The 24,915-nt window shown below is 71.6% G+C and carries 24 protein-coding genes; 6 read left to right on the forward strand and 18 right to left on the reverse strand.

The window, feature by feature from the left end; genetic code table 11:
- Positions 1–15: 15 nt before the first annotated feature.
- The gene (locus HNR67_RS26640) at positions 16–669 is read left to right on the forward strand and encodes an HAD family hydrolase (protein ID WP_246493552.1); all 654 of its coding nucleotides are present in this window, start codon (positions 16–18) and stop codon (positions 667–669) included.
- 366 nt (positions 670–1,035) lie between these two features.
- Here the strand turns inward: HNR67_RS26640 and HNR67_RS26645 are convergent, their stop codons facing one another.
- Genes HNR67_RS26645 through HNR67_RS26665 form a run of 5 tightly spaced genes read right to left on the reverse strand, consistent with a single transcriptional unit; the run spans position 1,036 to position 4,991 of the window.
- Positions 1,036–1,878 (reverse strand): GNAT family N-acetyltransferase, encoded by an 843-nt coding sequence (locus HNR67_RS26645; protein ID WP_185004952.1) that lies wholly within the window; start codon positions 1,876–1,878, stop codon positions 1,036–1,038.
- 40 nt (positions 1,879–1,918) lie between these two features.
- Positions 1,919–3,466, reverse strand: coding sequence for a hypothetical protein (locus tag HNR67_RS26650; protein WP_185004953.1), 1,548 nt, complete (start codon positions 3,464–3,466; stop codon positions 1,919–1,921).
- A 42-nt stretch (positions 3,467–3,508) separates the two neighbouring features.
- On the reverse strand, positions 3,509–3,664 hold the full coding sequence (locus HNR67_RS26655) for a hypothetical protein (RefSeq protein WP_185004954.1): 156 nt from the start codon (positions 3,662–3,664) through the stop codon (positions 3,509–3,511).
- Between the two features lie 54 nt (positions 3,665–3,718).
- On the reverse strand, positions 3,719–4,597 hold the full coding sequence (locus HNR67_RS26660) for a sigma-70 family RNA polymerase sigma factor (RefSeq protein ID WP_185004955.1): 879 nt from the start codon (positions 4,595–4,597) through the stop codon (positions 3,719–3,721).
- A gap of 4 nt (positions 4,598–4,601) precedes the next feature.
- Positions 4,602–4,991: a VOC family protein gene (locus HNR67_RS26665; RefSeq protein WP_185004956.1), complete on the reverse strand. Its 390-nt coding sequence runs from the start codon at positions 4,989–4,991 to the stop codon at positions 4,602–4,604.
- 171 nt (positions 4,992–5,162) lie between these two features.
- On the opposite strand from HNR67_RS26665, the gene HNR67_RS26670 reads away from it, so the two are divergent.
- A complete protein-coding gene (locus HNR67_RS26670) occupies positions 5,163–6,437 on the forward strand; it encodes a sensor histidine kinase (RefSeq protein WP_185004957.1) in 1,275 nt (424 codons plus the stop codon).
- On the opposite strand, the gene HNR67_RS46385 is transcribed toward HNR67_RS26670, so the two are convergent.
- The 11 genes from HNR67_RS46385 to HNR67_RS26725 form a co-directional block, all read right to left on the reverse strand.
- Positions 6,434–8,779, reverse strand: a complete 2,346-nt coding sequence (locus HNR67_RS46385) for a DUF4132 domain-containing protein (RefSeq protein ID WP_185004958.1) — start codon at positions 8,777–8,779, stop codon at positions 6,434–6,436. The two genes, HNR67_RS26670 and HNR67_RS46385, sit on opposite strands and share 4 nt — an antisense overlap.
- Before the next feature lies 1 nt (position 8,780).
- Positions 8,781–9,161 (reverse strand): hypothetical protein, encoded by a 381-nt coding sequence (locus HNR67_RS26680; RefSeq protein ID WP_185011133.1) that lies wholly within the window; start codon positions 9,159–9,161, stop codon positions 8,781–8,783.
- 61 nt (positions 9,162–9,222) lie between these two features.
- Entirely contained in the window at positions 9,223–9,618 is a 396-nt protein-coding gene (locus HNR67_RS26685) for a hypothetical protein (RefSeq protein WP_185004959.1), read from the reverse strand.
- Between the two features lie 123 nt (positions 9,619–9,741).
- A complete protein-coding gene (locus tag HNR67_RS26690; protein WP_185004960.1) occupies positions 9,742–10,398 on the reverse strand; it encodes a response regulator in 657 nt (218 codons plus the stop codon).
- Positions 10,399–10,489: 91 nt separating this feature from the next.
- Positions 10,490–12,085 carry a sensor histidine kinase gene (locus HNR67_RS44895; RefSeq protein WP_185004961.1) on the reverse strand — a complete coding sequence of 532 codons (1,596 nt, stop codon included), beginning with the start codon at positions 12,083–12,085 and terminating at the stop codon, positions 10,490–10,492.
- 15 nt (positions 12,086–12,100) lie between these two features.
- Positions 12,101–12,856 carry a hypothetical protein gene (locus HNR67_RS26700; RefSeq protein WP_185004962.1) on the reverse strand — a complete coding sequence of 252 codons (756 nt, stop codon included), beginning with the start codon at positions 12,854–12,856 and terminating at the stop codon, positions 12,101–12,103.
- Positions 12,853–13,566 carry an ABC transporter ATP-binding protein gene (locus HNR67_RS26705; protein WP_185004963.1) on the reverse strand — a complete coding sequence of 238 codons (714 nt, stop codon included), beginning with the start codon at positions 13,564–13,566 and terminating at the stop codon, positions 12,853–12,855. The genes HNR67_RS26700 and HNR67_RS26705 overlap by 4 nt, the downstream gene beginning before the upstream one ends.
- A 75-nt stretch (positions 13,567–13,641) precedes the next feature.
- Positions 13,642–14,637, reverse strand: coding sequence for an RNA polymerase subunit sigma-70 (locus tag HNR67_RS26710; RefSeq protein WP_312988115.1), 996 nt, complete (start codon positions 14,635–14,637; stop codon positions 13,642–13,644).
- Between the two features lie 136 nt (positions 14,638–14,773).
- The gene (locus HNR67_RS45840) at positions 14,774–15,622 is read right to left on the reverse strand and encodes a sucrase ferredoxin (RefSeq protein ID WP_185004964.1); all 849 of its coding nucleotides are present in this window, start codon (positions 15,620–15,622) and stop codon (positions 14,774–14,776) included.
- Between the two features lie 1,410 nt (positions 15,623–17,032).
- A complete protein-coding gene (locus tag HNR67_RS26720; protein WP_185004965.1) occupies positions 17,033–17,785 on the reverse strand; it encodes a crotonase/enoyl-CoA hydratase family protein in 753 nt (250 codons plus the stop codon).
- Positions 17,782–18,963, reverse strand: a complete 1,182-nt coding sequence (locus HNR67_RS26725; protein WP_185004966.1) for a cytochrome P450 family protein — start codon at positions 18,961–18,963, stop codon at positions 17,782–17,784. The genes HNR67_RS26720 and HNR67_RS26725 overlap by 4 nt, the downstream gene beginning before the upstream one ends.
- A gap of 180 nt (positions 18,964–19,143) precedes the next feature.
- On the opposite strand from HNR67_RS26725, the gene HNR67_RS26730 reads away from it, so the two are divergent.
- Complete coding sequence (locus HNR67_RS26730) at positions 19,144–19,779, forward strand: MSMEG_1061 family FMN-dependent PPOX-type flavoprotein (protein WP_185004967.1); 636 nt, start codon at positions 19,144–19,146, stop codon at positions 19,777–19,779.
- Here the strand turns inward: HNR67_RS26730 and HNR67_RS26735 are convergent.
- A complete protein-coding gene (locus tag HNR67_RS26735) occupies positions 19,764–20,003 on the reverse strand; it encodes a TetR/AcrR family transcriptional regulator (protein WP_185004968.1) in 240 nt (79 codons plus the stop codon). The genes HNR67_RS26730 and HNR67_RS26735 overlap by 16 nt on opposite strands.
- Before the next feature lie 117 nt (positions 20,004–20,120).
- Between HNR67_RS26735 and HNR67_RS26740 the strand changes: the two genes are divergently transcribed.
- The 3 genes from HNR67_RS26740 to HNR67_RS45845 all read left to right on the forward strand — a co-directional run bounded on the left by HNR67_RS26740 (position 20,121) and on the right by HNR67_RS45845 (position 24,492).
- A complete protein-coding gene (locus HNR67_RS26740) occupies positions 20,121–20,867 on the forward strand; it encodes an SDR family oxidoreductase (RefSeq protein WP_185004969.1) in 747 nt (248 codons plus the stop codon).
- A 72-nt stretch (positions 20,868–20,939) separates the two neighbouring features.
- Complete coding sequence (locus tag HNR67_RS26745; RefSeq protein ID WP_185004970.1) at positions 20,940–21,290, forward strand: nitroreductase/quinone reductase family protein; 351 nt, start codon at positions 20,940–20,942, stop codon at positions 21,288–21,290.
- 37 nt (positions 21,291–21,327) lie between these two features.
- Positions 21,328–24,492 carry a UvrD-helicase domain-containing protein gene (locus HNR67_RS45845; RefSeq protein WP_185004971.1) on the forward strand — a complete coding sequence of 1,055 codons (3,165 nt, stop codon included), beginning with the start codon at positions 21,328–21,330 and terminating at the stop codon, positions 24,490–24,492.
- Here the strand turns inward: HNR67_RS45845 and HNR67_RS26755 are convergent.
- Positions 24,489–24,863 (reverse strand): hypothetical protein, encoded by a 375-nt coding sequence (locus HNR67_RS26755; protein WP_185004972.1) that lies wholly within the window; start codon positions 24,861–24,863, stop codon positions 24,489–24,491. The two genes, HNR67_RS45845 and HNR67_RS26755, sit on opposite strands and share 4 nt — an antisense overlap.
- Positions 24,864–24,915: the final 52 nt, after the last annotated feature.

Here is a 24,915-nt window from a genome sequence, read left to right on the forward strand (position 1 = left end):
GCGGTGCTGTGGGACATGGACGGCACCCTGGTCGACTCGGAGAAGGTCTGGGACATCTCCCTGGACGATCTGGCCGCCGAACTCGGCGGCACGCTGTCCCTGGCCACCCGGCAGGCGATGGTCGGCTCCAACCAGGAGCGCACCATCGCGATGCTGTTCACCGAACTCGGTCTGGCCCACGTCGAGTCGGAGCTGGCCGCGGCCTCGGCCTGGCTGACCAGGCGCACCGCCGAGCTGTTCACTCTCGGCCTGCCCTGGCGGCCCGGCGCCCTGGAAGCGCTGCGGATGGTGCGCGCGAGCGGGCTGCCGACCGCGCTGGTGACCTCCACCCAGCGGGACCTGACCGAGCTGGCCCTGGACAGCATCGGCCGGGAGTTCTTCGACTTCACCCTCTGCGGTGACGAGGTCAGCCGGACCAAACCGCATCCGGAGCCGTATCTGACCGCGGCCGCCCGGCTCGGTGTCGCGCCGGCGGACTGCCTGGTGGTGGAGGACTCGCCCACCGGCGCGGCCTCGGCGGCCGCGGCCGGCTGCACGGTGCTGGTGGTGCCGTGTGAGGTGCCGGTCGAGCCAGGCCCCCGACGCGTCTTCCGGGACACCCTGGAGAACCTCGACCTGGCCACGTTGGCCGGATTGCGCTCGGAACAATATGACGACACCGCGCGCTGATAAAAGGTTGCCAAGCTTCGCGTAACGAATAGATCACCGTTTCCGGCGGCCGGAGAAACGCAACATGCATTTCCCGGCCGCCGGCTCGGTGTCCAGGTCAGGTGATGGTCACCTTCCACCCCTCTGCCTGCTGGTACGGGCTGACTGGTCCCAGCCCCGCGTGTGCTGTCGCGCCCGCCGGCTCTGCCTTCCCCTGGCATTGCCGAGCGATCCCCATTTTTCCCCCATGGAAACGCTCCCCAGTTCTGTTGTCACCAAACAATGTGGTGCAGCACCAATAATGCCCAACTCGCCGGGTGGCTGCCATCGAAATTAGTTGGTTTTTCGATATCCGCAGGTCACCGGGAAATGATGCGGCCGGATGGCTCAGCCCAGTGCCTGCATCAGGGGGCTGTAGAGGCGACTCCGGTCAGCGGGCAGCCGACCACCGTGGGTCATGATCGTCGGGGCGAAGCCGGGCGTGAGCCCGCGGGCCACCACCCACTCGGTCAGGCCGGTGTGCACGTCGTCGACGTCGATGCGCACGCCGGCCTCGCCCGCTTCCAGGGCCAGGTCGGTGAGCAGGGCCTGAGCCAGTTCGGGGCGCTGGGCGACCACCGGGCCGAGCACCAGGTGGTCGTCGTTGCGCCAGGCCGCGGCGAACCCGGCCAGCCCGCCGTCGACCTCGATCACCCGGAGGTGTTCGGCGAAGGCGTGCAGGCGGCGCAGCACCGGGGAGCGGTCGGCGCCGAACACCGCCAGGTCCAGTTCCAGGATCGCGGTGAGGTCGGCCGGGGTGGCCGGGCGGCTGTGCCCGGCGGCGCCGGGTTCGGCCTGGAAGCGGCCCCGGTGGGACTGGATCCGGCCGTGCGAGGTGAAGCCCAGCTGCTGGTACAGGCCGAGGCCCTGGGCGGTGGCGGTCAGCGCCAAGGTGGCCCCGTCGGCCTGGTCGATGGCGTGCCGCATGAGGCGTTTGCCCAGGCCCTGGCGGGTGAAGCGGGCGGCGACCAGGACCATGCTGACCGCGATCAGCTCGGCCCGGTAGCGGGTGAGCACCACGGTCCCGGCCAGGCCGCCGTCGGGGTCGCGCAGCGCGTGCACCTCGCCGACGGCCATCAGGAACCGCCACTTGCGTTCCTCCCTCGGCCACTCGCGGTCCAGGGCCAGCGCGGAGCAGGCGGGCAGGTCAGCCGGGGTGAGCCGCTCGAACGGCGTGGTCGGGGCGATCATGCGAGCAGCATCGCCCCGGGGCCGTCGGCGGCAAATTCTTTTAGTCCACGCTGAACCATGGCTCCACGACGAGGCCGCCGTCCCCTGGCACGGCCTGGTACTCGCCGCGCCGCAACTCGACCCGGAGCAGCCGGGCCCCGACCCGCGCCCAGTCCCGGATATCCACCGGCAGCACCACCTGCGCCGGGCCTTCCCACACCAGTCCGTGGTCGGGCCGGGTCCCACCGGGCAGCCAGCGCACCACCCCGGTGGGATCGGCTTCGGCCAGGTCGAACCAGGTCAGCGCGGGTGGGGCGTGGCTGGTGGTGAACAGGCCGGCGCCGCCGGGCGTCAGCCGCACCGTGCCGGGCAGCCACAGTTCCCGGCGCAGCCCGCCGGGCCCGGTGATCACCACGTCGTCGGCGGAGGCGACGGTGAGCATGAGTCCGGATCGCGAGTCGGCCTGGCTGACCGGCCCGGTCGGCCATTCGTACTCCGGCAGCCACTCCAGCCGCTGGGCGCCGTCGAGCAGGTCCAGGTGGTGTCGTCGCCGGTAGGACTGGCGGCCGATGTGGTGCTCGTCCACGCACAGCCGCCTGCCGTCCGGGTCCAGCCGCGCCGTGCCGGGTAGGTGCCCGCTACCCAGCCGGAGCAGCTCGCCGTCGGGCCGCACCAGCACGGTCTGCTCGCCGAAGACGACCACGCCGTAGGGGGTCTCCAGGGCCCGCCGCGGATTCGGCACGGTCGGGCAGGTGACCGGTTCGCCGTCGAGCCAGCGGGTCAGCGTGCCGTCCGGCCCGAGCAGCCCGGCCCGTGGCGGCGGACCCGGTGGCGGCCGGTAGCCGGGGGAGTCCCAGGGCGCGCCGGGCGGCGGGAGCTGGACGACACCGCCGCCGGTGTGGCCTGCTTCCCTCGGCGGGTTCGTGGTGAGCGCGAACTCGCCGAGGAGGTCCCCGGTGGAGACCACGGTGCCGCGGTCGGCGACCTGTTCGAGCGCGTCGAGCACGGTGGTGCGGTCCACCAGCAGCCAGTCGGCGAGTTCGGCCAGCCGCCAGCGCCGCCCGGTCAGCTCGCTCCACGCGCCCATCATGATCAGGTCGGTGACGAACCACTTCATCCGGCCCTGGCCGCGCTCGCCACGGGCGTACCAGCGTGGTGGTTCCGGTTCGGCGGGCCAGAACTGCAGCCGCCAAAGCAGCCCCTGGTCCTGCGCTGCCCGGCTGGACACCCGCACCCGGTAGGCCCCTGGCGCGCCCAGGTCCAGGCCCTCCTCGATGAGCCCGCCGGTGAGGAAGGTCAGCCCGACGAACCCGGAGTAGCTGAGGTAGGGGGTCTCGACCACCTCGGTCCAGGCCACCCGCTCCGGCGGCGGGGCCGCGTCGTGCAGTTCCAGGGCGACCCGGTGGTAGCCGTCGAAGGCGTTGCCGTGCAGCCACCCCCACCCGGCCACCGCCACCGTCCCGCCCGGCAGCAGGTCCAGGGCGCCGTCGGTGAGCTGCTCGCCGCCCTCCGGTGGTTCCGGATCGCCGCCGCGGAAGGCGTCGATCACCACCAGGGTGCTGTACTCGGGCAGGTAGTCGTCCTTGATGAAGATCCCCCGTAAGGCCACCCGGGGAACCTAGCGGTCGGCACCGACAGCGCCGGGACGGTCCTACTCGCCTCGGATGGGCTTGACGATGGTGTGGGTGATCACCTGCCCGGAGATGTGCTTCGTCTCCAGCCTCTGGGTGCCCTTCACGACCTTCTTCTCGGTCTGCGCGGCAGGCTTGTCGGCGCCGGTCTCGGTGGGTTCCTCGTTGTCCGCCATGGCTCTCCTCTCCTCGGGGGGTACCTCGACCTTTCCATCGGACCGAGGCGGCGACTAGCGGCCTACGGGTGACACCAGTGCCGCGAGCCGGGCCGGGTCGACCAGGATCGCGATCGCGGTGATCCGGTCCTCGGCCACGGTGAAGGAGATCAGCGAGAGCGGGGTGCCGTCCGCCTGCCAGGACAGGTACCCGGGCAGTCCGTTGACCAGCACCGCCTGATGGCGGGCGACCGCACCGGCGCCCATGCGCACGCCGGCGGCGACCGCGGTGGCGCCCAGGGTGATCACCACCCCGCCCGGGGTGTCCACCGCCAGCCGCACGTCCGGGTCGAGCACCCGCAGCAGCGCCGCGAAGTCACCGCCCGCCGCGGCCGCGCGGAAGGCCTGGACCACCGCGCGCTGCTCCCGGCTGGGCGCGGTCGGCGGCTCGGTGGCCCGCACCTTGCGGCGGGCGCGGCTGGCGATCATCTTGGTGGCGTCGGCGGATTTGCCCAGGATCTGGCCGATCTCGGCGAAGGGCACCCCGAACAGGTCGTGCAGCACGAAGGCCAGCCGCTCGCCCGGCCCGAGCGAGTCCAGGACGACGAGCAGCGCGAGCCCGACCGAATCGGCCAGGGCCACGTGCTCGGCCGGTTCCGGGCCCTCGTCGACGGTGACCACGTATCCGGGCACCTGTTCGCCGTAGGAGGTCTCCGGCCGGGTCTGCCGGGAGCGCAGCACGTCCAGGCTGATCCGGCCGACCACCGTGGTCAGCCAGCCCGCCAGGTTGCCGATGGTCGCGGTGTCCTGGCGGGCGACCCGCAGCCAGGCCTCCTGGACGGCGTCCTCGGCGTCGGCGTGTGAGCCGAGCACCCGGTAGGCCAGGGCGCGCAGCCGGTCGCGCTGGGCCTGGAACGCCGCGGCCACCAGGTTCGCCTGACTGGGGTCGGTCATCGCGTCACTGTCCCCGGCGCGGTTCGCGCAGTGAGATCCGGTTGCCGTCGGGGTCCACCGCCGCGATGCGCACGCCGAAGGGGTAGTCCTCCGGTTCGGACCGGTCGAAGATCACCCCACGCGCACGCATCACCTTGAAATCCTCGCGCAGGTCGTCGGATTCGAGGACCAGGGGACCGGGCGCGCTGACCTGCCACGCCGCGGTGCGCGGGTCCGGTTCGTGCGCCCACAGGATGATCTGCACCGGGCCGCCCGGCACGCCCACGGTGAGGAAACGGCCCTCCGCGCCCGGGTAGTCGATCTGTTTCTCCAGGCCGAGCCCCTCGGTGTAGAACTCCAGCGCGCGGTCCTGGTCGGTGACGCAGACCGTCACGAACATGATGTTCTTCAGCATTCCGCTCTCTCCACTCCACTTCTCGGTGTCGCCGGTATGACGGGAGCGGGCGGGCGAAGGTAACCAGGGGATCCCCGCACCACCACGACGGTAGGTCCACCACCACTGCGCCGGTCCGGGGCGACCAGCGAGAATGGGCGGGAAACAGTCGCACTGGGGAGGATCTGACGGATGGCCGTGGCACACCGCGTGGGCAGGTTCGCCCTGCTGAGCTGGACGATTCCGCTGGTCGTCTACGCGGGGCTGGGTATCGCGTTGTTCGGGCTGGTGGTGGCCTCCTTCGCGTTGTACACGGTGTGGCTGGGCCTGCCCATGTCGATCCTGTGCTTCGCGATCCTGCGCGGCTACAACGACCTGCACCGCCGCTGGGCCGGCACCGTGCTCGGGGTCCGGATCGGCCGCCCCTACCGGCAGCGCACCGACAAGGGGTTCTTCCGGCTGCTGCGGCACGTGGTCAGCGATCCGGCCAGCTGGCGGGACTTCGCCTGGCTGCCGCTGAACCTCCTGGTCGGCAGCGCGGTCTGCGTGCTGGTGCTGGCGCTGTTCTTCGCCGGGCTGGGCGGGATCATCGCGCTGCCCTGGTTCATCTGGCCGTTCCTGCCCGAGGGCAGCAGCTTCACCCTGACCTTCTGGACCATCGACTCCTGGATCTCGGCCTTCTTCGTCGGCACCGGACACGGTCTCGTCTACCTGGCGCTGTGGTACATCGGCAGCCAGTGGATTTTCCGCGGCTACGCCATCCTGGCCAGGGCGCTGCTGGCCCCCACCGAGAAGACCATGCTGGTCACCAGGGTGCGTGAGCTGGCCGAATCGCGGGCGGACGCGGTGGACACCCAGGCCGCCGAGCTGCGCCGGATCGAACGCGACCTGCACGACGGGGCGCAGGCCCGGATGGTCGCCATGGGCATGAGCCTGGGTATGGCCGAGCAACTCATGACGAAGGATCCGAAGGCCGCGCAGGAGCTGCTGGCCGAGGCGCGGCACGCCAACACCCAGGCGCTCTCCGAGCTGCGGGACCTGGTGCGCGGCATCCACCCGCCGGTGCTGGCCGACCGCGGGCTGGCCGGGGCGGTGCAGGCGCTGGTGCTGGCCAACCCGCTGCCCACCGACGTGGAGATCGAGCTGCCCGGCCGGTTGCCGGCGCCGGTGGAATCGGCCGCCTATTTCGCGGTGGCCGAGGCGCTGACCAACGTGGTCAAGCACAGCGGCGCGGCCAAGGCGTGGGTGCGGGTCACCCACACCGACGGCGAGCTGCACGTGCTGGTCGGCGATGACGGGCAGGGCGGGGCCAACCCCAGCGGCGGCACCGGCCTGCGCGGCATCGAACGGCGCCTGTCCGCCTTCGACGGGCGGGTCATGGTGACCAGCCCGCCGGGCGGACCGACGGTGGTGGTGATGGATCTGCCGTGCGAGCCGGTGCCGACCGTGGTCGGTGGCGAGGCCTAAACGCGGCCGGGTAGCTGGCTGAGGATGCTCGGGTCGGTGATCCGGTCGTCCTTGGCCAGCAACAGCACCTTGGACAGGATCACGCTGAGCTGGTCGTCGCCGTCGAAGGGCAGCAGCACCTTGCCGCCCTTGCCACGGCTGCCGGGCACGATGCACAGGTAGCGGTCATCCGGCTCGATGAGCACGTTCGTCGAGCCCAGGTGCACCCGGTAGCTGGCCAGCTCGCCGCGCACCCGGACGAACCGCTCGGTCAGCTCGACCCGGTCGGCCACGGCGAGTTTGGGCAGCAGGTGCGCCAGCACGTCGCGGCGGACCTGGGCCCGCGCGCTCAGTTCGCCGAAGCTGACCTGCTGCCAGTAGCCGAAGTGCGGGTCCTCGCCGCGGTCCACCCAGTTGGGGTCCAGGGCGATCGAGCAGACCCCGACGAACAGGTCCGCGTCGCGCATGGCCTCGGCGAAGACCAGTTCCGGGACCTCGTCCAGGGTGAGTGGGGTCTTGGCGCGGTCGGTAGTGCGGTGGAACCAGATCCGGTCGGTGGAGCACAGTTCGGCCGGGCCGTGCGCGTTGGCGTCGGTGGCGAAGTGCTCGAAGACCGCGGTCAGGCCGGCGTCCCGGAACTCCCGGCGGGCCCGGCCCTCGTAGCCGCCGTCGTAGGGGCCGAGGTAGTTGGCCACCCAGCCGCGTTCCTTGAACAGCGCGTAGGTCTGGTTGTACCGCAGCACGTGCGCGGCGAACCGGTTCGAGTAGGTCCCGGTCACGCGTTCGGCGTCGGTGAGCAGGTAGACCTCGCGGAAGGCCTGCTTGAACGGCTGCCGGAACTCCTCGGCCAGCAGCCAGTTCCGCCAGGCCGCGACCTGTTCGGTGGCGGCCCGCGCCGGGTGCCACAGCCGCACCCGGCCCGCCGGGAACCCGACCGCGCCGTCCAGGGTCAGCAGCCGTCCGTCCCTGGGCAGCCCGGTGGTCTCGCCGACGGTCCACAGCAGGCGCGCGGCGATCCGGCCGGTGATCGGGTGCGCCAGGTAGTACTGGCGCCACTCCGCCTGGTCCCATTCACGGTCCTCGGCGAAGAGCCCTTCCACCCGGCGCCGCTCACCCGCGACCACGGCCTTGACCTCGGTGATCCGCCGCTTGAGTGCCCGCACCGCCGAGGCATCGGCCGCCACGGGCGGTTTGGCCACCCAGTCCGCGCCGTCCAACCAGCGCACGGTGATCGCGAGATCCTCGCCCAGCAGCACCCGCGCGCGGAGGTCGTCGTGGCTCAGCTCGGCGACCCCGTCGGCGTCGAATCCGGCCTCGTCCACCATCCGCTCGGCCAGCTGCCCTGGGGAGAGCCCCAGCTTCGCACCGGCCGCGGTGAGTGCGGCGGCGATCAGCTTGCGGTCGCCGTTGTTGCGGGTGGCCGCGTCCAGGCGCAGCAACGCCTGCACGGCCTCGGCGCTGCCGAGCAGGCCGAGTGCGAAGTAGGCGGAGTTGGGCACCTTCTGGCTGGTGATCCACCCGTCCGCGGTGCCGAGCGAGCGCTGCGCGACCCGCACCAGCGCGGGCACCGCCCACTCCGGCCGGAGCTGACCGGCGGCCCAGGCCGCGGCGCGGACCAGGTCGGCGTTGCGGTCGTGCACGATGGTGGGCAACTGCTCGCCCCAGATGCTGTCCGCCGGGACGGGTCCGGCGTCGGCCACCCGGTCCAGCAGGGTGCGCAGCACGTCCACCGCCCCAGGCTGTTCGAACACCGCGGCGGTGGCGGTGGTCCAGGTCTTGGTGGGTTTGGAGCCGGTCGCGGTGGCCAGTTGCCGCAGCACGGCGGTGGCGACCGCGGGATCGTGCCCGGCCAGGTCCGCGCGCACCGCGATCGCCCAGCCGTCCGCGCCGAAGAGCACCGACAGGTCCAGCTCCACGCCCTGTTCCCCGGGCAGCGCCGCGGCCAGCCGGGACCGCAGCGAGCCGCGGTCCTCCGGGGCCAGGTCGGACCGCTGGTTGAGCGCGCTCAGCAAGGTCCGGATGGCCTCGATCGAGCCTGCCTGCCTGGCCAGCGCCGAGGCGACCCGGAAGGGCACCACGACGTCCCCGTGCTTTGCCTTGATCGCCACCGCGACCGCCTGTTCGGCGTCGGCGGGGGTGACGGTGAACGGGATCCGCAGCACCGCGGTGACCAGTTCGCGCAGCTCCCACCAGTGACCGTTGCTCACCCGCCCGGCCGCGGTCAGCCGCACCAACGTCATCAGCGCCGACCCGACCCGCTCCGGCGGCTCTCCGGCCAAGCCCCGCGCCCACTCATCGAACCGGCCCTCGCGCAGCGGGACCATCAGCTCCCTGGCCTGGTTCTCGTGCTCCTTCCAGGACACCTCAGCCCCCCACCAGCGGAACCAGCCGGACAAAGCTCACCTCGTCGGCCTCGGTCAGGGTCAGCGACTCGTCCAGGTCGCCGACCTGGCGGTCACCGACGAAGACGAAGAACCCGTTGCGCCCGAACGCCCGCACCGCGGTGTCCGCGGCGGCCTCCCAGTCCACCCGGCGCGGCGGCCGGGACCGGTAGCCGTTGAGCGCGGTCTCCGCCGCCGAGGGCGTGATGAGTCCGGCGAAGCGGGCCGCCGGGCGCGCGTTGTGCCGGGCGACCTCCTCCCGCACCCGGAAGCGGATCAGCTCGCGCAGCGTGATCGGGCTGGGCACCCCGGCCAGCAGCAGCCGGGCGGTCTCCTGCCCGGTCGGTGTCGCGTCGGTAATCATGATGTTCATCCCCACGGCGCGGACTATGGCAGCCGCCACCGACAATCCCGGGCGCAGGGCCTCAGGGCCGGGGGTTCTTCCGGTGGTTGTCCTTGACCGCCTCGAACCGGCTCTTCTCCACCACGGTGTTGGTGGCGAAGCAGAACCGGTAGACCACGATGCCGCCGCGTCCGCTGGGCTGTTCGTCCTTGGACAGGAAGTGCCTGCAGCTGGCGCCGCGGGGTTTCGGCGGGCCCTGCTGGCGGTAGCTGGCCAGCATCTTGGAGCTGCCGTGCGGCAGGATCCGGTCGGCCTCGGCCTTGGTCTGACCCACGCTGACCGCGTCGTAGGTGCTGCGGTCCAGGGCCATGCCGTCCCAGGCCTTGAGGATCCAGCAGCCGGCGATGAAGCCGACCAGGGCCACCGTCAGCACCACGCCCACACCGATCCCCAAGGCGTTGCGGACTCTCCGGTTCATCACCCCGACCGTTCCTTCCCCCACCGCTGCCGACGACTCAGCCAGACTCCTCCGGCGAGGGCGCCGACCACATCACTCTGAAGTCTGGGTCCGCGCTCACGAAGGTCTACCCGAGGGTCCATCTCAGGTGTCACCGAGCCCGGCCTCGTGCGCCAGGATCGCGGCCTGCACCCGGTTCGAGCAGTCGAGTTTGCCCAGCACCCGGCTGACATACATCTTGACGGTGGCCTCGCTCATGTAGAGCCGCCCGCCGATGTCGGCGTTGGACAGGCCCTGGGCGAGCAGTTCGAGGACCTCGCGTTCGCGGTCGGTGAGCACGTCCAGGCGGCGCTGGGCGTCCACCGCCTTCGCGGTGCCGCCGGTGGCCGAGACCCGGCCGATCACCCACTTGGTCACCGACGGGGACAGGTATGCCTCGCCGGCGGCCACCACCTGCACGGCGCGGATGAGTTCCTCGGGCGCGGAGTCCTTGAGCAGGAACCCGGCCGCCCCGGCGTCCAGCGCGCGGCCGATGTACTCGGACTCGCCGAAGGTGGTGAGGATGACGACCCTGGTGTCCGGGGCGAGCTTGGTCAGCTCGGCCAGCGCGGTCAGGCCGTCCATGCCGGGCATCCGGATGTCGAGCAGCAGCACGTCGGCGGAGCGCGCGGTGACCTCGGCGATGGCCGCGCGGCCGTCCCCGGCCTCGGCGATCACCTCGATGTCCTCGGCCGCGGACAGCACCAGCTTGATGCCCGCGCGCACCAGCGGTTCATCGTCGGCGACGATCACCCGGACCACGTGTGCCTCCCACTTGGCCGCGCCCGGCCCTCGCCCTTTGCTGGGAGATGCTCGCACATCGAGACGGGGCGAGCCGCGGCGACGGGGAAGATCAGAAGGGCCGCTTGACCACCAACCGGTCTTTCTGGGCCAGCTGGCCGTCGCGGAAGCAGTAGCGGAACGCCTCGGTGCGGTTGCCGGGCAGCTCGGAGCCGTCCACGTAGTAGTACCGGCAGCGCATGCCCTCGGGCGGCGGGCCCGCCTGGTCGCTGATCCGCAGCTCAGCCCCTGAACTGGCCTCGCCGAAGCGTTCGATCACGACCTGCTCGGTCTCGCCGATCCTGGCCTCGTCGAAGCGCTCCGCCGCCAGCATCTCGCCGTTGCGGATGACCATCCAGATGACGGACCCGATGAAGGAGAACATGCTGAACATGACCAGTCCGACAATGGTCACGCCGATGAGCACCGGGCGGTGCCGGATGGTCCGCATCAGGGTGCTGACCTCGGTGCGGGCCAGCGGATGGGTGGCGGGCGCGGTGGTCGGCGGGGCGTCGAGGTCCTCCTCGGGCTCGGCGGCGGGCTCACCGTGGAAGGGCAGCACCGCGGCCACCCGGAACCCGCCGTCGGCGGTGTGCGCGGCGTGCAGCACACCCCCGGCCAGCCGCACCCGTTCCCGCAGCCCGGTCAGCCCCTGCCCGCTGCCACCGCCCCGCGGCGGTGCGGTGGCCAGGGTGTTGACCACCTCGATGATCACCGCGTCGGACTCGTAGTTGAGCCGGACGGTGACCGCGCCGCCGGGGGCGTGCCGCAGCGCGTTGGTCAGGCCCTCCTGGGCGACCCGGTAGATCGCGTTCTCGATCGGCCTTGGCAGCGGCACCGGCTGGCCGGTCTGGGCCTGGCTGACCCTGGCGCCGCTGGTGCGCGCGGATTCCAGCAGTTCGGGCAGCTGGTCCAGGCGGCGGGCGTGCATCGGCACGTCCTGGCTGTCCTGGCCGAGGACACCGATGATCTCGCGCAACTCCTCCATGGCCCGCCGTGCGGTGTCGTGCAGGATCCCGGCCGCCTCGGCCTGCGCCGGGTCCTGGCTGGCGGCCAGTTTGAGCCCGCCCGCCTGCAGGGAGATCAGGGTGAGGTGGTGGCCGAGGCTGTCGTGCATGTCCACCGCGATCCGGGTGCGTTCCCGGATCCGCGCCTCGGCGACCAGCGAACGGCGTTCCCGCTCCAGGTACACCGCTCGTTCCCGCAGCGCCTCCACCAGCAGGGTCCGCCGGGCGCTGCTGCGGCCGAGCACCGCGGGCAGCAGCACGAACCACAACGTCATGATCACGTTGAGGCCCAGGGACATCATGCTGGACACCACGCTCTCCCCGTAGAGCGGGGACACCGCGGCGGCCACCGCGAAGTGGCCGAGGGAGGCGGCGAGCAGCTTGTGCAGCGGCCCGATCCGCCTGCCCGCGGCGTAGGCCAGCGGGATGCCCACCGCGCCCACGCCGAGCGCGCCCACGACCAGCGCGCTGGCCGGGAAGCGACGGCGCAGGAACAGCGAGACCGCGGTGAAGGTCACGGCCGGGATGGCGATCTCCGGTGGCATCGGCCAGGGCGGCAGCACCAGCACGGAGATCCCGACGAGTACGTAGAGCGCGATCTCCAGGATCCACTGCTGCCAGCCGGAGATGCCCAGCCATGGCTGCCGGGCAGTGGTGTCCATCTGAGCAGTCTAGTTTCAGCGCAGGTCGGCGGTGGCGTTGCGGCCCACCGCGATGACCAGGGGGCCGCCGATGGCCAGCACCGTGATGGTGATCGCCTGCCACAGCGGCAGGGCGCCGTCGTGGAAGAGCCGGGCGAAGGCGGCGTTGACGTTGAGCCAGGACAGGATGTCGGCGGCCAGCGGGGACAGGGTGGCCAGGCCGTGCACGGCGCTGAGCACGAACGGCACCGCGATCGCGATGAGCAGGCTGAACAGCACGCTGCGGGTGGCCGCGCCGAGGGCGAAACCGAAGGCGTAGCTCAGCAGCAGGCTGCCGAAGCCCTCCAGCAGCAGCCCGTCCAGCCGGGCCAGGTTCTGTCCGTCGAGTGCGGCGAAGGCCGCGGTGGTGATCCCGCCCAGTGCGGTGGCCAGGCCGAAGCCGAGCACGCCGGCCAGCAGCGCGGTCAGCGCCTGGGCGCTGAACCAGCGGCCGCGGTCGGAGCTGACGCCCAGCACCACGGCGACACCGCGCCGGGCCCAGGGGTCGACCGCGAGCACCGCCCCCGCGACCGGGGCGAGCAGCACCAGCAGGCCCAGGTAGAGGGCGAGTCCGGTGGTCTGGGTGTCCGGGGTGAGCGCGGTGATGTTGGCCAGCACGGTGCCGAGCACGACGGTGCCGGCCACCGCGGGCAGCAGCAGTGCGATCAGCCCGGCGCGGTGCGCCCGGAGTGCGCCGAGGTGGGTCTTGACCAGCCGGGGCAGGCCGATGGGCGTGGGGGTCAGGGTGGTCATCCGGCTTTCCTCAGCTCCGCGTCGTGGGCCTGCAGGTACAGCTCTTCGAGGCTGGCGCCGGCGGCGCGCAGCACCTTGATCGACTCATCCAGCACGATCCGGCCTTCCCGGATGAGCACGACGCGGTCGACGTAGGTCTCCAGGGCGAGCAGGTCGTGGCTGGAGACGAGCACGGTGGCCCCGGCCAGGGCGCGTTCGGCCAGGGTGTCGCGGACGAAGCGCTGGGCTACCGGGTCCAGGCCGTTGGTGGGTTCGTCCAGCATCAGCACCGGCCGTTCACCAAGCAGTGCGAGTCCGAGGGCCAGGCGCTGGCGCATGCCCAGGGAGTAGGTGCGGATGCGGTCCCCGGCGGCCTTGGTCAGATCGACGCGGGCGAGCATCTCCTCGGCGGCGTGCGCGGGCAGGCCGAGCAGGTCGGCGATGAGGGTGGCGGCCAGGCGGCCGGTCCAGTTGGGCGGCAGCGCGGAGGCGTCCAGGGAGCTGCCCACGACCCGCCCGACCGAGGGGTAGTCCCGGACGTTCTTGCCGAGTACGAGCAGCCGGCCGGCGTCGGGCCTGGCCAGCCGCAGCGCACTGCGCATCAGGGTGGTCTTGCCCGCGCCGTTGTGCCCGACCAGTGCGGTGACCTGTCCGGGCGCCGCGGCGAAGGACACCCCGTCCAACACCGTGCGGCGCCCGAACCGCTTGCTGACGTTCTCTGCCTCAAACATGACACCAAGGTAGAAAAGCGCAGGTCACTTCGTCTGTTGCCCAAAGTCGAGCCGATCGCTGACCTTCGTCTGGGCTTAACGGGTGATCGGCAGCGTGGCGGGCAGACCAAAGGCGGTGATCAGCTTCGCCTCGAAGGTGACCACCTCGGCGACCAGCCCGTCCTCCACCCGCAGCACGTCAAGGGCGACCGCGGTGTACTCGGTGGCGCCGGGCTTGAGCACGTAGTTGGCCAGCGCGGGCTGCCGGTTGACCCAGGTGGGCAACGCGGTCCACTGGCCCCAGGAGTCGGCGCCGCCGGGCATGACGGCGCTCCACTGGCTGATGAGTTCCTCCCGGCCGCTGGCGAAGAACGGGTGCGGCGGCATCGTGTGCAGCGCGTCGGCGTGCAGGAGTTCGGCCATCGCGGCCATGTCGGCGGATTCGGTGGCGGCGATGAAGCGGGCCAGGATGTCGCGTTCCTCGGCGGAGGGTTCGGCTGGCACGGTCCAGTCCGCGCGGCGCCGGGGCAGGTGTTCCTTGAGGGTGGCGCGGGCGCGCTGCAGGGCGCTGTTGGCCGAGGCGACGGTGGTGTCCAGGGCCTTGGCGGTCTCGGCGGCGGCCCAGCCGAGCACGTCCCGCAGGATCAGCGCCGCCCGCTGGCGGGGCGGCAGGTGCTGGAGCGCGGTGAGGTAGGCCAGCTCGATGGTCTCCCGCGCCACCACCACGGCGTCGGGTTCGTCCGCGGCGGGCGCGGCCAGCTCCAGGAGCTGATCCGGGTAGGGCTGGAGCCAGCTCACCTCACTGGTGGTGGCCGTCTCCGGACCGGCCACCGCGGTCTGCTGCTGAGCTGGCCGCTTGGCGATGGCGTCCAGGGTCGCGTTGGTGGCGATCTTGTACAGCCAGGCCCGCAAGGTGGCCCGCCCCTGGTAGGTCTCCCGGCGGTGCCAGGCCCGCAGGAAGGTCTCCTGCACGAGGTCCTCGGACTCCTCGAAGGAGCCGACCATCCGGTAGCAGTGCACCCGCAGCTCGTGCCGGTGCCGTTCGACGAGCTGCCCGAAGTCCTGCTCGTTCATGGTGGCCACGACGTCCACAACGCCTCCCCGTTACGTGCGCCGCTTGTCCGGCGCGTCACCACCTATGACCGGCACACGCCACAAAAGTCATCTCTTCGCAGCTCAACCCCGGTACGACCCGCCCCAAGCCTGGTCACCGCCCGACCGGCTGTGCTCAGACAGGCCGCAACCCGATCGCGGCGAAGGCGGACCGAGGCGCGGGCTCCTCACCACAACTGGCCGGCGCCGCGGGCAACGCCCGTTCCGCGACCTCCACCAGCCACCTCCGCCCATCCAGATGCTCAACCCGGACCGGCTCATCCTGTTCCTCGAACACCGAGAGCGCATCCGGATCCAGCTCAGCCAACAACTCCCGCACCGCCAATTCGGCCGCCTGCCCCCGCCGACTCCACGTACTACGCCCCCGCAACCCCACAGTCTCAACCACCCCCTTACGAGCCCCCAACAACGCGGCCTGGGCGATGGCCAGATCAAGCCGCCCGTAGCTGTAGCCCGTGGGCAGCAGCAGTCCCGTTGGCGCGAACCGATGCCCACCAAGGTGACTGCACTCCCAGATCGAGGGCCGGAACCCCTGATCGAGTTCCTCGGCGATGGGCCGGCCGAGCTGGGTGCAACAGCGATCGCGGCGCCCGTTGGTGCAGATCAGGAGCAGGGGTTCGGCGGTGGGTTCACCCAGGTGGGGGTCGGTGAAGTCGAGGTCGAGCAGCTCACGCGGGTCGGCGAGGGTGGTGGTGTGCAGACTGGTCGCACCGGGCACGGTCCGCGCCAGAAACACCCGCCGCGGCCGATTCGGCTCAGTCCGCCCCGGCGCCCGAACCAGCAACACCCTGACCCCGGTGCCTTCGCTCCGCCGGATCAACTCGGCCCCTAGCGCCGGATCCAGCCGGCTTTCCAGGAGAGCCTTGCGCCCCCAGGGGCCGGGCTGTTCCAGGCAAAGCCAGGTCACGGCAGTGGGCGCGGTAGCCGCCACCGGCTCGGCCAGCCACGCCGCGCAGCCGGTCATGCGCGCTCCGTGACGGTGTTCTCGCTGGTCACGACGCCAGTGTGCACTGTTGGCGGCGGGTGGTGGGTGGCGGGCGGCGGTGTCAGACCGGCGTGGTGGCTGTTCGCCCGGCGGCCCGCGCATCGTCCGCGCATCGCCTCGCGAGGGCCGTCCGCGATGGCTGTGCTTGGTGGCTGTCCGCAGTGGACGGTGGTTGTTCGCGATGGCTGGCCTCAGCGCGGATTCAGCGCGGCCTCAGCCGGGCGGCGGCGGGGAGCGTCAGCCGGGGGCGCTACGCGGGGGCGCGGGGCGCTGCGAGGTGCGGCGGGTCCGGGCGCGGGGAGTCTCAGTCTCAGAGGCAGGGCGGGGCAACCGCGGGGCGGAGGGAGGGAACCTGGGCGGGGCGCTGGGGTTGGCGAGCCGTCGCCTCAACCTGGCCGACCCGGTCGTTGGCCGGTCCCAGCCCCTGCCGCACGGTCGGGCAGCCTGGTCGGGCAAGCGCCAGAGGCGCGGGCGTTCCGGTGCCGCTTCGCTGCTTCCACCTCAGCGCCTGCCCAGCACCCGGCAGGGTCCTTGCCAGCCTTGCCGCGGCCGGGCCTGCAGTTGGAGCGTGCCTGCCCCCAGTCCGCGATCGCTGCCCCGACCGGGCTGGCAGACCTACTCGGGCCGGGGGCCTGCCGGGGCCGGGGCCGAGCCCATTGCCGATGGGCCGAGTCGCTTTGCCCGAGCCGCGGGCCCTGGCCGCTTGCCCTCCGCGCGCGGGCGCTGCCTCTTACCCTTGCTCCTACCTCTGGCCACTGGCGACCGGCCGTTGCCTCCGGTCGTGGCTGGAGCCTGTCGCGTCCTGCTCCGTCCCGTGCCGGGGTCCGCCGCCGCCACCGTTCCTCTGCGGAACGCAAAAACGGCTGTTTTGGTTGCCTTGGCGTTTGGATCTTGTCGCTCGATCGGGTTGTTCGCGATCCGGCGCGCCTGTCCGACTATCCGCGACCTAGCGCACCTTACCGCCTCAACCAGCCGAAACCTGCCAGTCCGCCGCACTTATCCACACCCACCGCATCCCGGGCCTCCACCGAAAGTGTGCCGAACCCTCGCAGAGTCGAATCCCAGCAGCACAGCCGAAGCGCGGCCGAACCGAGAACGCTCGCCGCGCACCCCAGCCGCGCCTAACCGCACCCCGCAACCGCGCAACCCAACCACTCAACCCAGCTGCGAAACCGCGCCACGCCAGCCCAGGCAGCACCGCCCCGCGCCCGCGCCACACCGCACCGGGCGAGCCGGGCTGGGCCGGACCACGCCAGGCCGGAACCCAACGGCTCAGGCCACACCCGCGCCCCAAGCCCCGCCGCCAGTCAGCCACTGACCACCAGTCACCCAGCCACCAACCAGCCGCCCATCAACCCCACCCAACAACCCCCACCCCGCAAGCCCTGCTCAACACCCCCGCCACCGCGCCTCCCGCTTCTCACTGAACGCCACAGCCCCCTCCCGAGCATCCATCGACGCCGAAACCTTGTGATACCAAGGATCCTGAACCGCGAACGCGTCCCGCTCCACCACCGGACGCACGATCTGCTTCACCGCCGCCAACGCCAACGGCGCATTCCGGCCGATCCGCCCCGCCAGCTCCAACGCCACCCCCAACGCCTCCCCATCAGGCACCACGCGGTTGACCAACCCGTAACCCGCCGCCGCGGCAGCGGGCAGGGGATCGCCGGTGAGCAGGAGTTCCATCGCGATGTGGTGGGGGAGGTGTTGGGGGAGGCGGGTTACGCCGCCTTCTCCGGCTATCAGGCCTCGTTTGACTTCGGGGAGGCCGAAGTGGGCGGATTGGGCGGCGATGATGAGGTCGCAGGACAGGGCCAGTTCGAAGCCGCCTGCCACGGCGTAGCCCTCGACGGCGGCGAGCAGGGGTTTGGTTAGGGGGCGGCGGGTCAGGCCGGCCAGGCCGTACTCGCCGACGATGGGGATGTCCTCGCCCGCGGCGAAGGCGCGGAGGTCCATGCCGGAGCAGAAGTGGCCGCCCGCGCCGTGCAGGACCCCGGCCGTCAGGGCGGGGTTGGACTCGAGGTGGTCCAGGGCGGCGCTGAGGGCGAGGCCGGTGGCGTGGTTGATGGCGTTGCGGGCTTGGGGGCGGTTGAGGGTGATGATCAGGACGGTGTCGGCGGTCTCGGTGTTGACGGTCATCGGCTTGTCACCGGGAGGCTCTCCAGTCCGCGCATGACGCGGGAGGGGCGCCAGCGCAGTTCGTGGTCGGGGGCGGCCAGGCGGATCTCGCCGAGCCGGTGCAGCACCAGGTTCACCGCGAGCGCACCCTCCATTCTGGACAGTGCGGCGCCGATGCAGAAGTGCGGGCCGCGGCCGAAGGCCAGGTGGTCGTTGGGGTTTCGGGTCAGGTCCAGGCGGTCGGGGTCGGGGAAGTGGGACGGGTCGCGGTTGGCCGAGCCGATCAGCAGGCTGACGATGTCGCCGGGCTGGATCAGCCGGCCGTGCAGGCGGATGGGTTCGGTGGCCACCCGGAAGGTGGCGTCGCGGACCGGGGAGTCGTAGCGCAGCAGCTCCTCCAGGCCGGTGCCGATCAGGGCCGGGTCCGCGCGCAGTGCCTGGAGCTGGTCGGGGTGGCGGAGCAGGGCGAGCAGGCCGTTGCCGATGAGGTTGACGGTGGTGTCGTGGCCGACCAGCAGCAGCAGGTACGCGGTGCCGAGTAGTTCTTCCTCGGTGAGCTGTTCCCGTGCGCCGACCAGGGCGCCCAGCAGGTCGAGTTCGCCGGTGGGGTGGTGGCGTTTGTGTGCGATGAGTTCGGTGAGGAAGGTGCGGAGCCGGGCGTCGGTGCGCTGGCCCGCGGTGGGCACCACGGTGTTGGTGAGCATGGTGCGGGTGGTGGGGGTGTTGAGGTGTTCGGGTACGCCCAGGATGGTGCAGATCAGGGTGAAGGTCAGGGGGAGCGCGAACTCGCCGATGAGGTCGACGCCGGTGTCGGGGTCTAGGCGGTCGAGCAGGTCCTCGGCGGTGTGCTGGACGAAGGGTTCCAGTGCGGCGATCCGGCGGGGCAGGAACGCGGTGCTGACCAGGCGGCGCAGCCGGGTGTGCTCGGGTGGGTCGGCGTGCACGAGGTGTTTGTTGAGTCCCTCGGGGCCCGGCCGGTAGCCGGGGACGGTGTCGGGGTTCTTGCTCAGGCGTTCGTCGCCGAGCAGGGCGCGCACGTCGTCGTGGCGGGAGATGTGCCAGATGGTGCGGCCGTCGCGTTTGCGTTCGGCGAAGACCGGGGCGTGCTCGCGCAGCCAGCGGAAGTACGGGTAGGGATCGCTGGCCCGGCTGGCCAGCAGCTCGGCGGGTGGGGCCGCCTGCACCAGGACGTCGGTCATCTGCGCGTCGGCGCCTTTCGCTCCTGCGATCGACCCCGAGGCGGGTCCGCTCTCCCCGATCGAAACCCATCCGGGCGGCACTGCGGCGCAAGATCACCCGATCTCGTGGTGATCGCCGCAGTGGACTTGCGGGCGAAATCGGCGCGTGCCATCCGATCATCCGCGACTAGCCTGGGCGGCATGACTGGGGACCTGTTCGCCGACGCCATCCGCTCACCCGAGCAACTACGCTCGCTCTACGAGGCGCCCTCGCCGCTGGCCGCACGCAAGCAGATCAGCGAGATCGACGAGATGGCCCGCCGGTTCATCGCCTGCTCCCCGCTGGTGTTCATCTCCAGCACCAGCGCGGCGGGTGACTGCGATGTCACCCCGCGCGGCGGCCCGGCCGGATTCGTCACCGTGCTCGACGACAAGCACCTGGTCATCCCGGACGCCACCGGCAACAAGCGCCTGGACACCTGGCACAACGTGCTGGAGACCGGGCGGGCCGGACTGCTCTTCCTCATCCCCGGCCGCGGGCAGACCCTGCGGATCAACGGCGCCGCCTGCGTCAGCGCCCGCCCGGAACTCCTGGACTCCCTCACCGCCGTGGGCAAGGCCCCGCGCAGCGCGCTGGTGCTGCGTGCCGAGGAGGTCTACGCGCACTGCCCCAAGGCGTTCGTGCGCTCCAAGACCTGGCAGCCGGAGAGCTGGCTGGACCCCAGTGCCCAGCCCAGCCCGGCCGAACTGACCCACGCGCACCTGCGCTCACCCGAGATCACCATCGCGATGGTCGAGCAGAGCCAGCGGGACAGCCTGCTCTACCGCTTGGAATGATCGTCGGGTAACCGGGTGCGCACCAGTTCCACCAGTTCCTCCTTGTCCTTGATGTGGCGGTACAGGGCCATCGGGGAGCAACGCATCCGCTCGGCGACCCGGCGCATGCTCACCCCCGCGAGCCCCTCCTCCGTGGCAATGGCCACCGCGGCGGCGACCACCGCCTCCCGTGTCAACCTGGCCGGGCGACCCGGCCGGCGTGGTTGCTGGCCCCCAGGCGTCATCACATGAGTGTGCCTGAGACAAGCCAGTCCCAAACTACGCAAAACGTGCACCAGCAGAACCGTTGTGTTTCGGTCTTGACACCAGGCGCCCACCAGCGCAACCGATTGGAGCAGCCCATGCCACCCGTCACCGTGATCACCGGCGGCAGTCGCGGCATCGGGGCGGCCACCGCCCGCCGCCTCAGCGCCGACGGCCACCGGGTCGCCATCAGCTACGTCCAGGCAGGCGGACCAGCCGAGGAACTGGCCAGGGAGATCGTCGGCGCGGGCGGCCGGTGCGTGGCGGTGCGCGCCGACACCACCATGCAGGCCGACGTGGACCGGCTCTTCGACCTGGCCGGGCAGGAACTGGGCGTGGTCACCGGGCTGGTCAACAACGCCGGCATCACCGGACCGCTGGGCAGGCTGGCCGACCTGTCCGGGGACACCCTGCGCCGGGTGGTGGAGGTCAACGTGGTCGGCTACCTGCTCTGCGCCCAGCGCGCCGCCCGCCAGATGGCCACCTCCGCCGGCGGTGCGGGCGGGGCGATCGTGAACATCTCCTCGGCCGCGGCCACCCTGGGCAGCCCCAACGAGTACGTGCACTACGCCGCGTCCAAGGGCGCGGTGGACTCGATGACGGTGGGCCTGGCCAAGGAACTCGCGCCCGAGGGCATCCGGGTCAACGCGGTCGCCCCCGGCATCATCCAGACCGAGATCCACGCCGCCATGGGCGATCCGGACCGCCCGCAACGCCTGGCCGGGCGCATCCCGGCCGGACGGCCCGGCGAACCGGCCGAGATCGCGGCGGCCATCGCCTGGCTGCTGGGCCCGGACTCCTCCTTCACCACCGGTGCGGTGGTCCGGGTGGCGGGCGGCCTCTAGCCGGTCAGCGGGCTGTGCCCGCGTTGTGTTCGCGGTAAGCGCGACGTCAGAACTGCCGCCTACGCTGCCGCCATGACCTACCTGAGCAGCGCGAACGCCGCCGAGCGCACGCTGACGCTCGCCGCGGGCCCGGAACGGCCGAAGCTGACCTACCACACCGATGGTGACCGCCTGGTCGTCTTCGCTGCCGTCGGTGGGGCGCCACAGCACCCCAACTGGTTCCACGAGGTCCTCACCCACCCGGAGGTCACCGTCGAACTCGACGGCGAGACCTTCCCCGCCGTCGCCGCGGTCACCACCGGCCCCGAGCGGTACCGGATCTGGTCCACCGCGGTCCGCCGCACCCCCGCCCTGGCGGAGTACCAGGTCAGGGCCGGGGCGCGGACGATCCCAGTGATCACGTTGCGCCGCCGGGAAGTCTGAAGACGAGGGTGTCGGTGCGGGCTGGCAAGATCGCCGTGTGCGCTTCTACGCTGACCTGCACATCCACTCCAAGTACTCCCGCGCCTGCAGCCGCGACTGCGACCTGGAACACCTGACCTGGTGGGCCAGGCGCAAGGGCATCGCCCTGGTCGGCACCGGGGACTTCACCCACCCCGCGTGGTACGCGCACCTGGCCGAGACCCTGGAGCCGGCCGAACCCGGGCTGTACCGGCTCAAACCCGACCTCGACCGCGATATCAACCGGACCCTGCCCACCAGCTGCGCGGGCACCGATGTGCGGTTCATGCTCTCAGTGGAGATCTCCACCATCTACAAGCGCGGTGACAAGACCCGCAAGGTCCACCACCTCATCTACATGCCCGACCTGGAAGCCGCCGCCCGGTTCAACCAGCGCCTTGGCAAGATCGGCAACCTCGGCTCGGACGGCCGCCCCATCCTCGGCCTGGACTCCCGCGACCTCCTGGAGATCACCCTGGAGGCCAGCCCGGACGCCTACCTGGTGCCCGCCCACGTGTGGACGCCGTGGTTCGCGGTGCTGGGCTCCAAATCCGGCTTCGACGCCATCGAGGACTGCTACCTCGACCTGGCCCAGCACATCTTCGCCGTGGAGACCGGCCTGTCCAGCGACCCGGAGATGAACTGGCAGGTCTCCGGCCTGGACAAGTACCGCCTGGTCAGCAACAGCGACGCGCACTCCCCGCCGATGCTGGGCCGGGAGGCCACCGTCTTCGACACCGACCTGGACTACTACGCGCTGCGCCGGGCCCTGGAGACCGGCGAGGGCTTCGCAGGCACCGCGGAGTTCTTCCCCGAGGAGGGCAAGTACCACCTCGACGGGCACCGCAAATGCGATGTCCGCTTCGACCCGGCGCAGACCCGCGCGCACGACGGCCGCTGCCCGGAGTGCAAAAAGCCGCTCACCGTCGGCGTGCTCAGCCGGATCACCGACCTGGCCGACCGGCCACTGGGTTTCCGGCCGCAGGGCGCGGCCGGGTTCCGCAACCTGGTGCCGCTGCCGGAGATCATGAGCGAGATCGTCGGGGTCGGACCGAAGTCGAAGAAGGTGCAGACCGAGCTGAACGCGCTGACCACCGCGCTGGGCCCGGAACTGGCCATCCTGGACGAGGTGCCGCTGCACCTGATCGCCGAACAGCACGAGCTGCTGGGTGAGGCGATCGGCCGGTTGCGGCAGGGCAAGGTCTTCCGCGACTCCGGTTTCGACGGCGAGTACGGCGTGATCCGGATGTTCGAGCCGGGTGAGCTGCGCCGCCGCGCCGAGGCCAACACCTTCGCCCTGTTCGAGGACTCCCTCTTCGCCGCCGAACCCACCGCACCCGCCCGCCGCGCCGATCCGGAACCGGACCTGTTCGCCGACCCGGAACCCCAGCCCGAGCCCGCCGCGCCGATCGAGCCCGCCGACCTCGCCCCCGCAACCCCCGCGGCCGAGCCCGTCGCCGTGCCCGCCCTGCTCGACGGCCTGGACCCCGACCAGCGCGCCGCCGCCGAACGCCTGGACGGCCCGCTGCTGATCATCGCCGGACCCGGCACCGGCAAGACCCGCACCCTCACCCACCGCCTGGCCCACCTGGTCACCGCGCACGACGTGCCACCGGAACAGTGCCTGGCGATCACCTTCACCCGCCGCGCCGCCGAGGAGATGCGCGAACGCCTCGCCGCCCTCGCACCCGAGCACGCCGGGCGGCTGACCATCTCCACCTTCCACGCCCTCGGTGTGCGTTTCCTGCGTGAGCTGCACGAACGCCTCGGCCTGTCCGCGAACTTCACCATCGCGGGCACCGAACAACAGCTCGCCATCCTCACCGAGATCACCGGCGCGGAGAAGACCGCCCGCGAACTCCTCGACGGCAAGACCGAGTGGGACGCGGACCTGCGCGACCGCTACACCAAGACCCTGCGTGCCAGGGACCTGGTCGACTTCGACGACCTGATCACCCAGCCGGTCGCCCTGCTCGAAGCCGACGACGCACTGGCCGAGTCCTACCGCGACCGGTACCGGTGGATCTCGGTGGATGAGTACCAGGACGTGGACGAACTCCAGTACCGGCTGCTGCGGCTGCTGGCGGGGGAGCGGGCCAACCTGACCGCCATCGGCGACCCCGACCAGGCCATCTACCGCTTCCGCGGCGCCGACGTCGGCTTCTTCCTGCGCTTCCGGCAGGACTTCCCCGGCGCGGCGACCGTGCAGCTGACCCGCAACTACCGCTCCGGCAAGCACATCATCACCGGCGCCCGCCAGGCCATCGAACCCACCACCCTGGTGCCGGGCCGGGAACTGCACGCCTGCGGCAGCCACGCCGAGCACGCGCTGATCGGCCTGCACACCGCGGCGGATGAGACCACCGAGGCCGCCTTCATCGCCCGCACCATCGACCAGCTGCTCGGCGGGTCCTCCTTCCACTCCCTGGACAGCGGCCGGGTCGACGGGGACGGCGACGGCGGCCTGTCCTTCAGCGATTTCGCCGTGCTCTACCGCACCGACAGCCAGGCCCGCGCCGTGGTGGAGGCGCTGACCAGGGCCGGGGTGCCGTTCCAGAAACGCTCGCACGACCGGCTGCTGCACCGTCCCGGCGTCGCGGAGATCCTGCGCGAGCTGGGTTTCGTCAGCCCGGAGCAGGCCGCCGACGTCCCGGCCAGGGTGCGTGGTGCCGCCGAGGCCGCGTTGAGCCGGATCCCGGCTGCCGAACTGGACGAACGCGCGGTGGACATCCACACCGCGCTGGACCTGCTGGCCCCGCTGAGCCGGGTGCACGAACACGACCTGGACGCCTTCCGCACCGAGCTGTCCCTTGGCGCGGAGGTCGACTCGATGGACCCGCGCGCCGACCGGGTCTCGCTGCTGACCCTGCACGCGGCCAAGGGCCTGGAGTTCCCGGTGGTCTTCCTGATCGGCTGCGAGGACGGTCTGCTGCCGCTGCGCTGGCAGGGCGCGACCGACCTGGGCGCCGAGCACGTCAACGAGGAGCGACGGCTGTTCTTCGTCGGCATGACCAGGGCCCAGGACCGGCTCTACCTCAGCCACGCCGCCCAGCGGCACCGCCACGGCGCGGACCGGAGCCTGCCGGTCTCCCCGTTCCTGGCGGTACTCGGCCAGGACCTGCTGGAGCGGCATGGCGAGGCGGTGCCGCGCAAGCGCAAACCGCGGCAGATCAGCCTGTTCTAGTCGGCCGGGTGGCGGCTGATCAGCACGATCACCACGATGGCCAGCCCGATGGCGAGCACGCCCTGGTAGAAGCCGGTGAAGGCGGTGATCGCCGCGGTGACCATGCCGATGACCTGCATGGTCACCGCCAGCGGCCGCGCCCAGTCCGGGCCGGCCAGCAGGCGGAGTGCGGCCAGGAACAGCAGCACCGCGATCGCCGGGTTGGCCACGATGACCACCCAGGCGAACCCGGAGACGTGCTGGCCGTGGTCCAGGCGGGTGGAGATGGTCAGCAGCTGCACCACCCAGACGCCCAGCGTGGCCACCGCCTGGGCGAACATGATCACCCTGGCCACGGTCAGCCCCCGTGGTGTGCCCACCGCTGTGTCCATCGGGACCCCTCCCCTCGCACCGTGGTTAACGTCGGCACGGTAACCACCGGCG

This window comes from Crossiella cryophila (genome assembly GCF_014204915.1).
Taxonomy (GTDB): Bacteria; Actinomycetota; Actinomycetes; order Mycobacteriales; family Pseudonocardiaceae; genus Crossiella; species Crossiella cryophila.

What these genes read in the sequence shown, in the direction of transcription:
- HNR67_RS26640 (WP_246493552.1), top strand. Translation starts at nt 16, where the DNA reads ATGGACGGCACCCTGGTCGACTCGGAGAAGGTCTGGGACATCTCCCTG.
- HNR67_RS26645 (WP_185004952.1), bottom strand. Translation starts at nt 1,878, where the DNA reads ATGATCGCCCCGACCACGCCGTTCGAGCGGCTCACCCCGGCTGACCTG.
- HNR67_RS26655 (WP_185004954.1), bottom strand. Translation starts at nt 3,664, where the DNA reads ATGGCGGACAACGAGGAACCCACCGAGACCGGCGCCGACAAGCCTGCC.
- HNR67_RS26660 (WP_185004955.1), bottom strand. Translation starts at nt 4,597, where the DNA reads ATGACCGACCCCAGTCAGGCGAACCTGGTGGCCGCGGCGTTCCAGGCC.
- HNR67_RS26665 (WP_185004956.1), bottom strand. Translation starts at nt 4,991, where the DNA reads ATGCTGAAGAACATCATGTTCGTGACGGTCTGCGTCACCGACCAGGAC.
- HNR67_RS26670 (WP_185004957.1), top strand. Translation starts at nt 5,163, where the DNA reads ATGGCCGTGGCACACCGCGTGGGCAGGTTCGCCCTGCTGAGCTGGACG.
- HNR67_RS26680 (WP_185011133.1), bottom strand. Translation starts at nt 9,161, where the DNA reads ATGATTACCGACGCGACACCGACCGGGCAGGAGACCGCCCGGCTGCTG.
- HNR67_RS26685 (WP_185004959.1), bottom strand. Translation starts at nt 9,618, where the DNA reads ATGAACCGGAGAGTCCGCAACGCCTTGGGGATCGGTGTGGGCGTGGTG.
- HNR67_RS44895 (WP_185004961.1), bottom strand. Translation starts at nt 12,085, where the DNA reads ATGGACACCACTGCCCGGCAGCCATGGCTGGGCATCTCCGGCTGGCAG.
- HNR67_RS26700 (WP_185004962.1), bottom strand. Translation starts at nt 12,856, where the DNA reads ATGACCACCCTGACCCCCACGCCCATCGGCCTGCCCCGGCTGGTCAAG.
- HNR67_RS26705 (WP_185004963.1), bottom strand. Translation starts at nt 13,566, where the DNA reads ATGTTTGAGGCAGAGAACGTCAGCAAGCGGTTCGGGCGCCGCACGGTG.
- HNR67_RS45840 (WP_185004964.1), bottom strand. Translation starts at nt 15,622, where the DNA reads ATGACCGGCTGCGCGGCGTGGCTGGCCGAGCCGGTGGCGGCTACCGCG.
- HNR67_RS26720 (WP_185004965.1), bottom strand. Translation starts at nt 17,785, where the DNA reads ATGACCGTCAACACCGAGACCGCCGACACCGTCCTGATCATCACCCTC.
- HNR67_RS26725 (WP_185004966.1), bottom strand. Translation starts at nt 18,963, where the DNA reads ATGACCGACGTCCTGGTGCAGGCGGCCCCACCCGCCGAGCTGCTGGCC.
- HNR67_RS26730 (WP_185004967.1), top strand. Translation starts at nt 19,144, where the DNA reads ATGACTGGGGACCTGTTCGCCGACGCCATCCGCTCACCCGAGCAACTA.
- HNR67_RS26735 (WP_185004968.1), bottom strand. Translation starts at nt 20,003, where the DNA reads ATGACGCCTGGGGGCCAGCAACCACGCCGGCCGGGTCGCCCGGCCAGG.
- HNR67_RS26740 (WP_185004969.1), top strand. Translation starts at nt 20,121, where the DNA reads ATGCCACCCGTCACCGTGATCACCGGCGGCAGTCGCGGCATCGGGGCG.
- HNR67_RS26745 (WP_185004970.1), top strand. Translation starts at nt 20,940, where the DNA reads ATGACCTACCTGAGCAGCGCGAACGCCGCCGAGCGCACGCTGACGCTC.
- HNR67_RS26755 (WP_185004972.1), bottom strand. Translation starts at nt 24,863, where the DNA reads ATGGACACAGCGGTGGGCACACCACGGGGGCTGACCGTGGCCAGGGTG.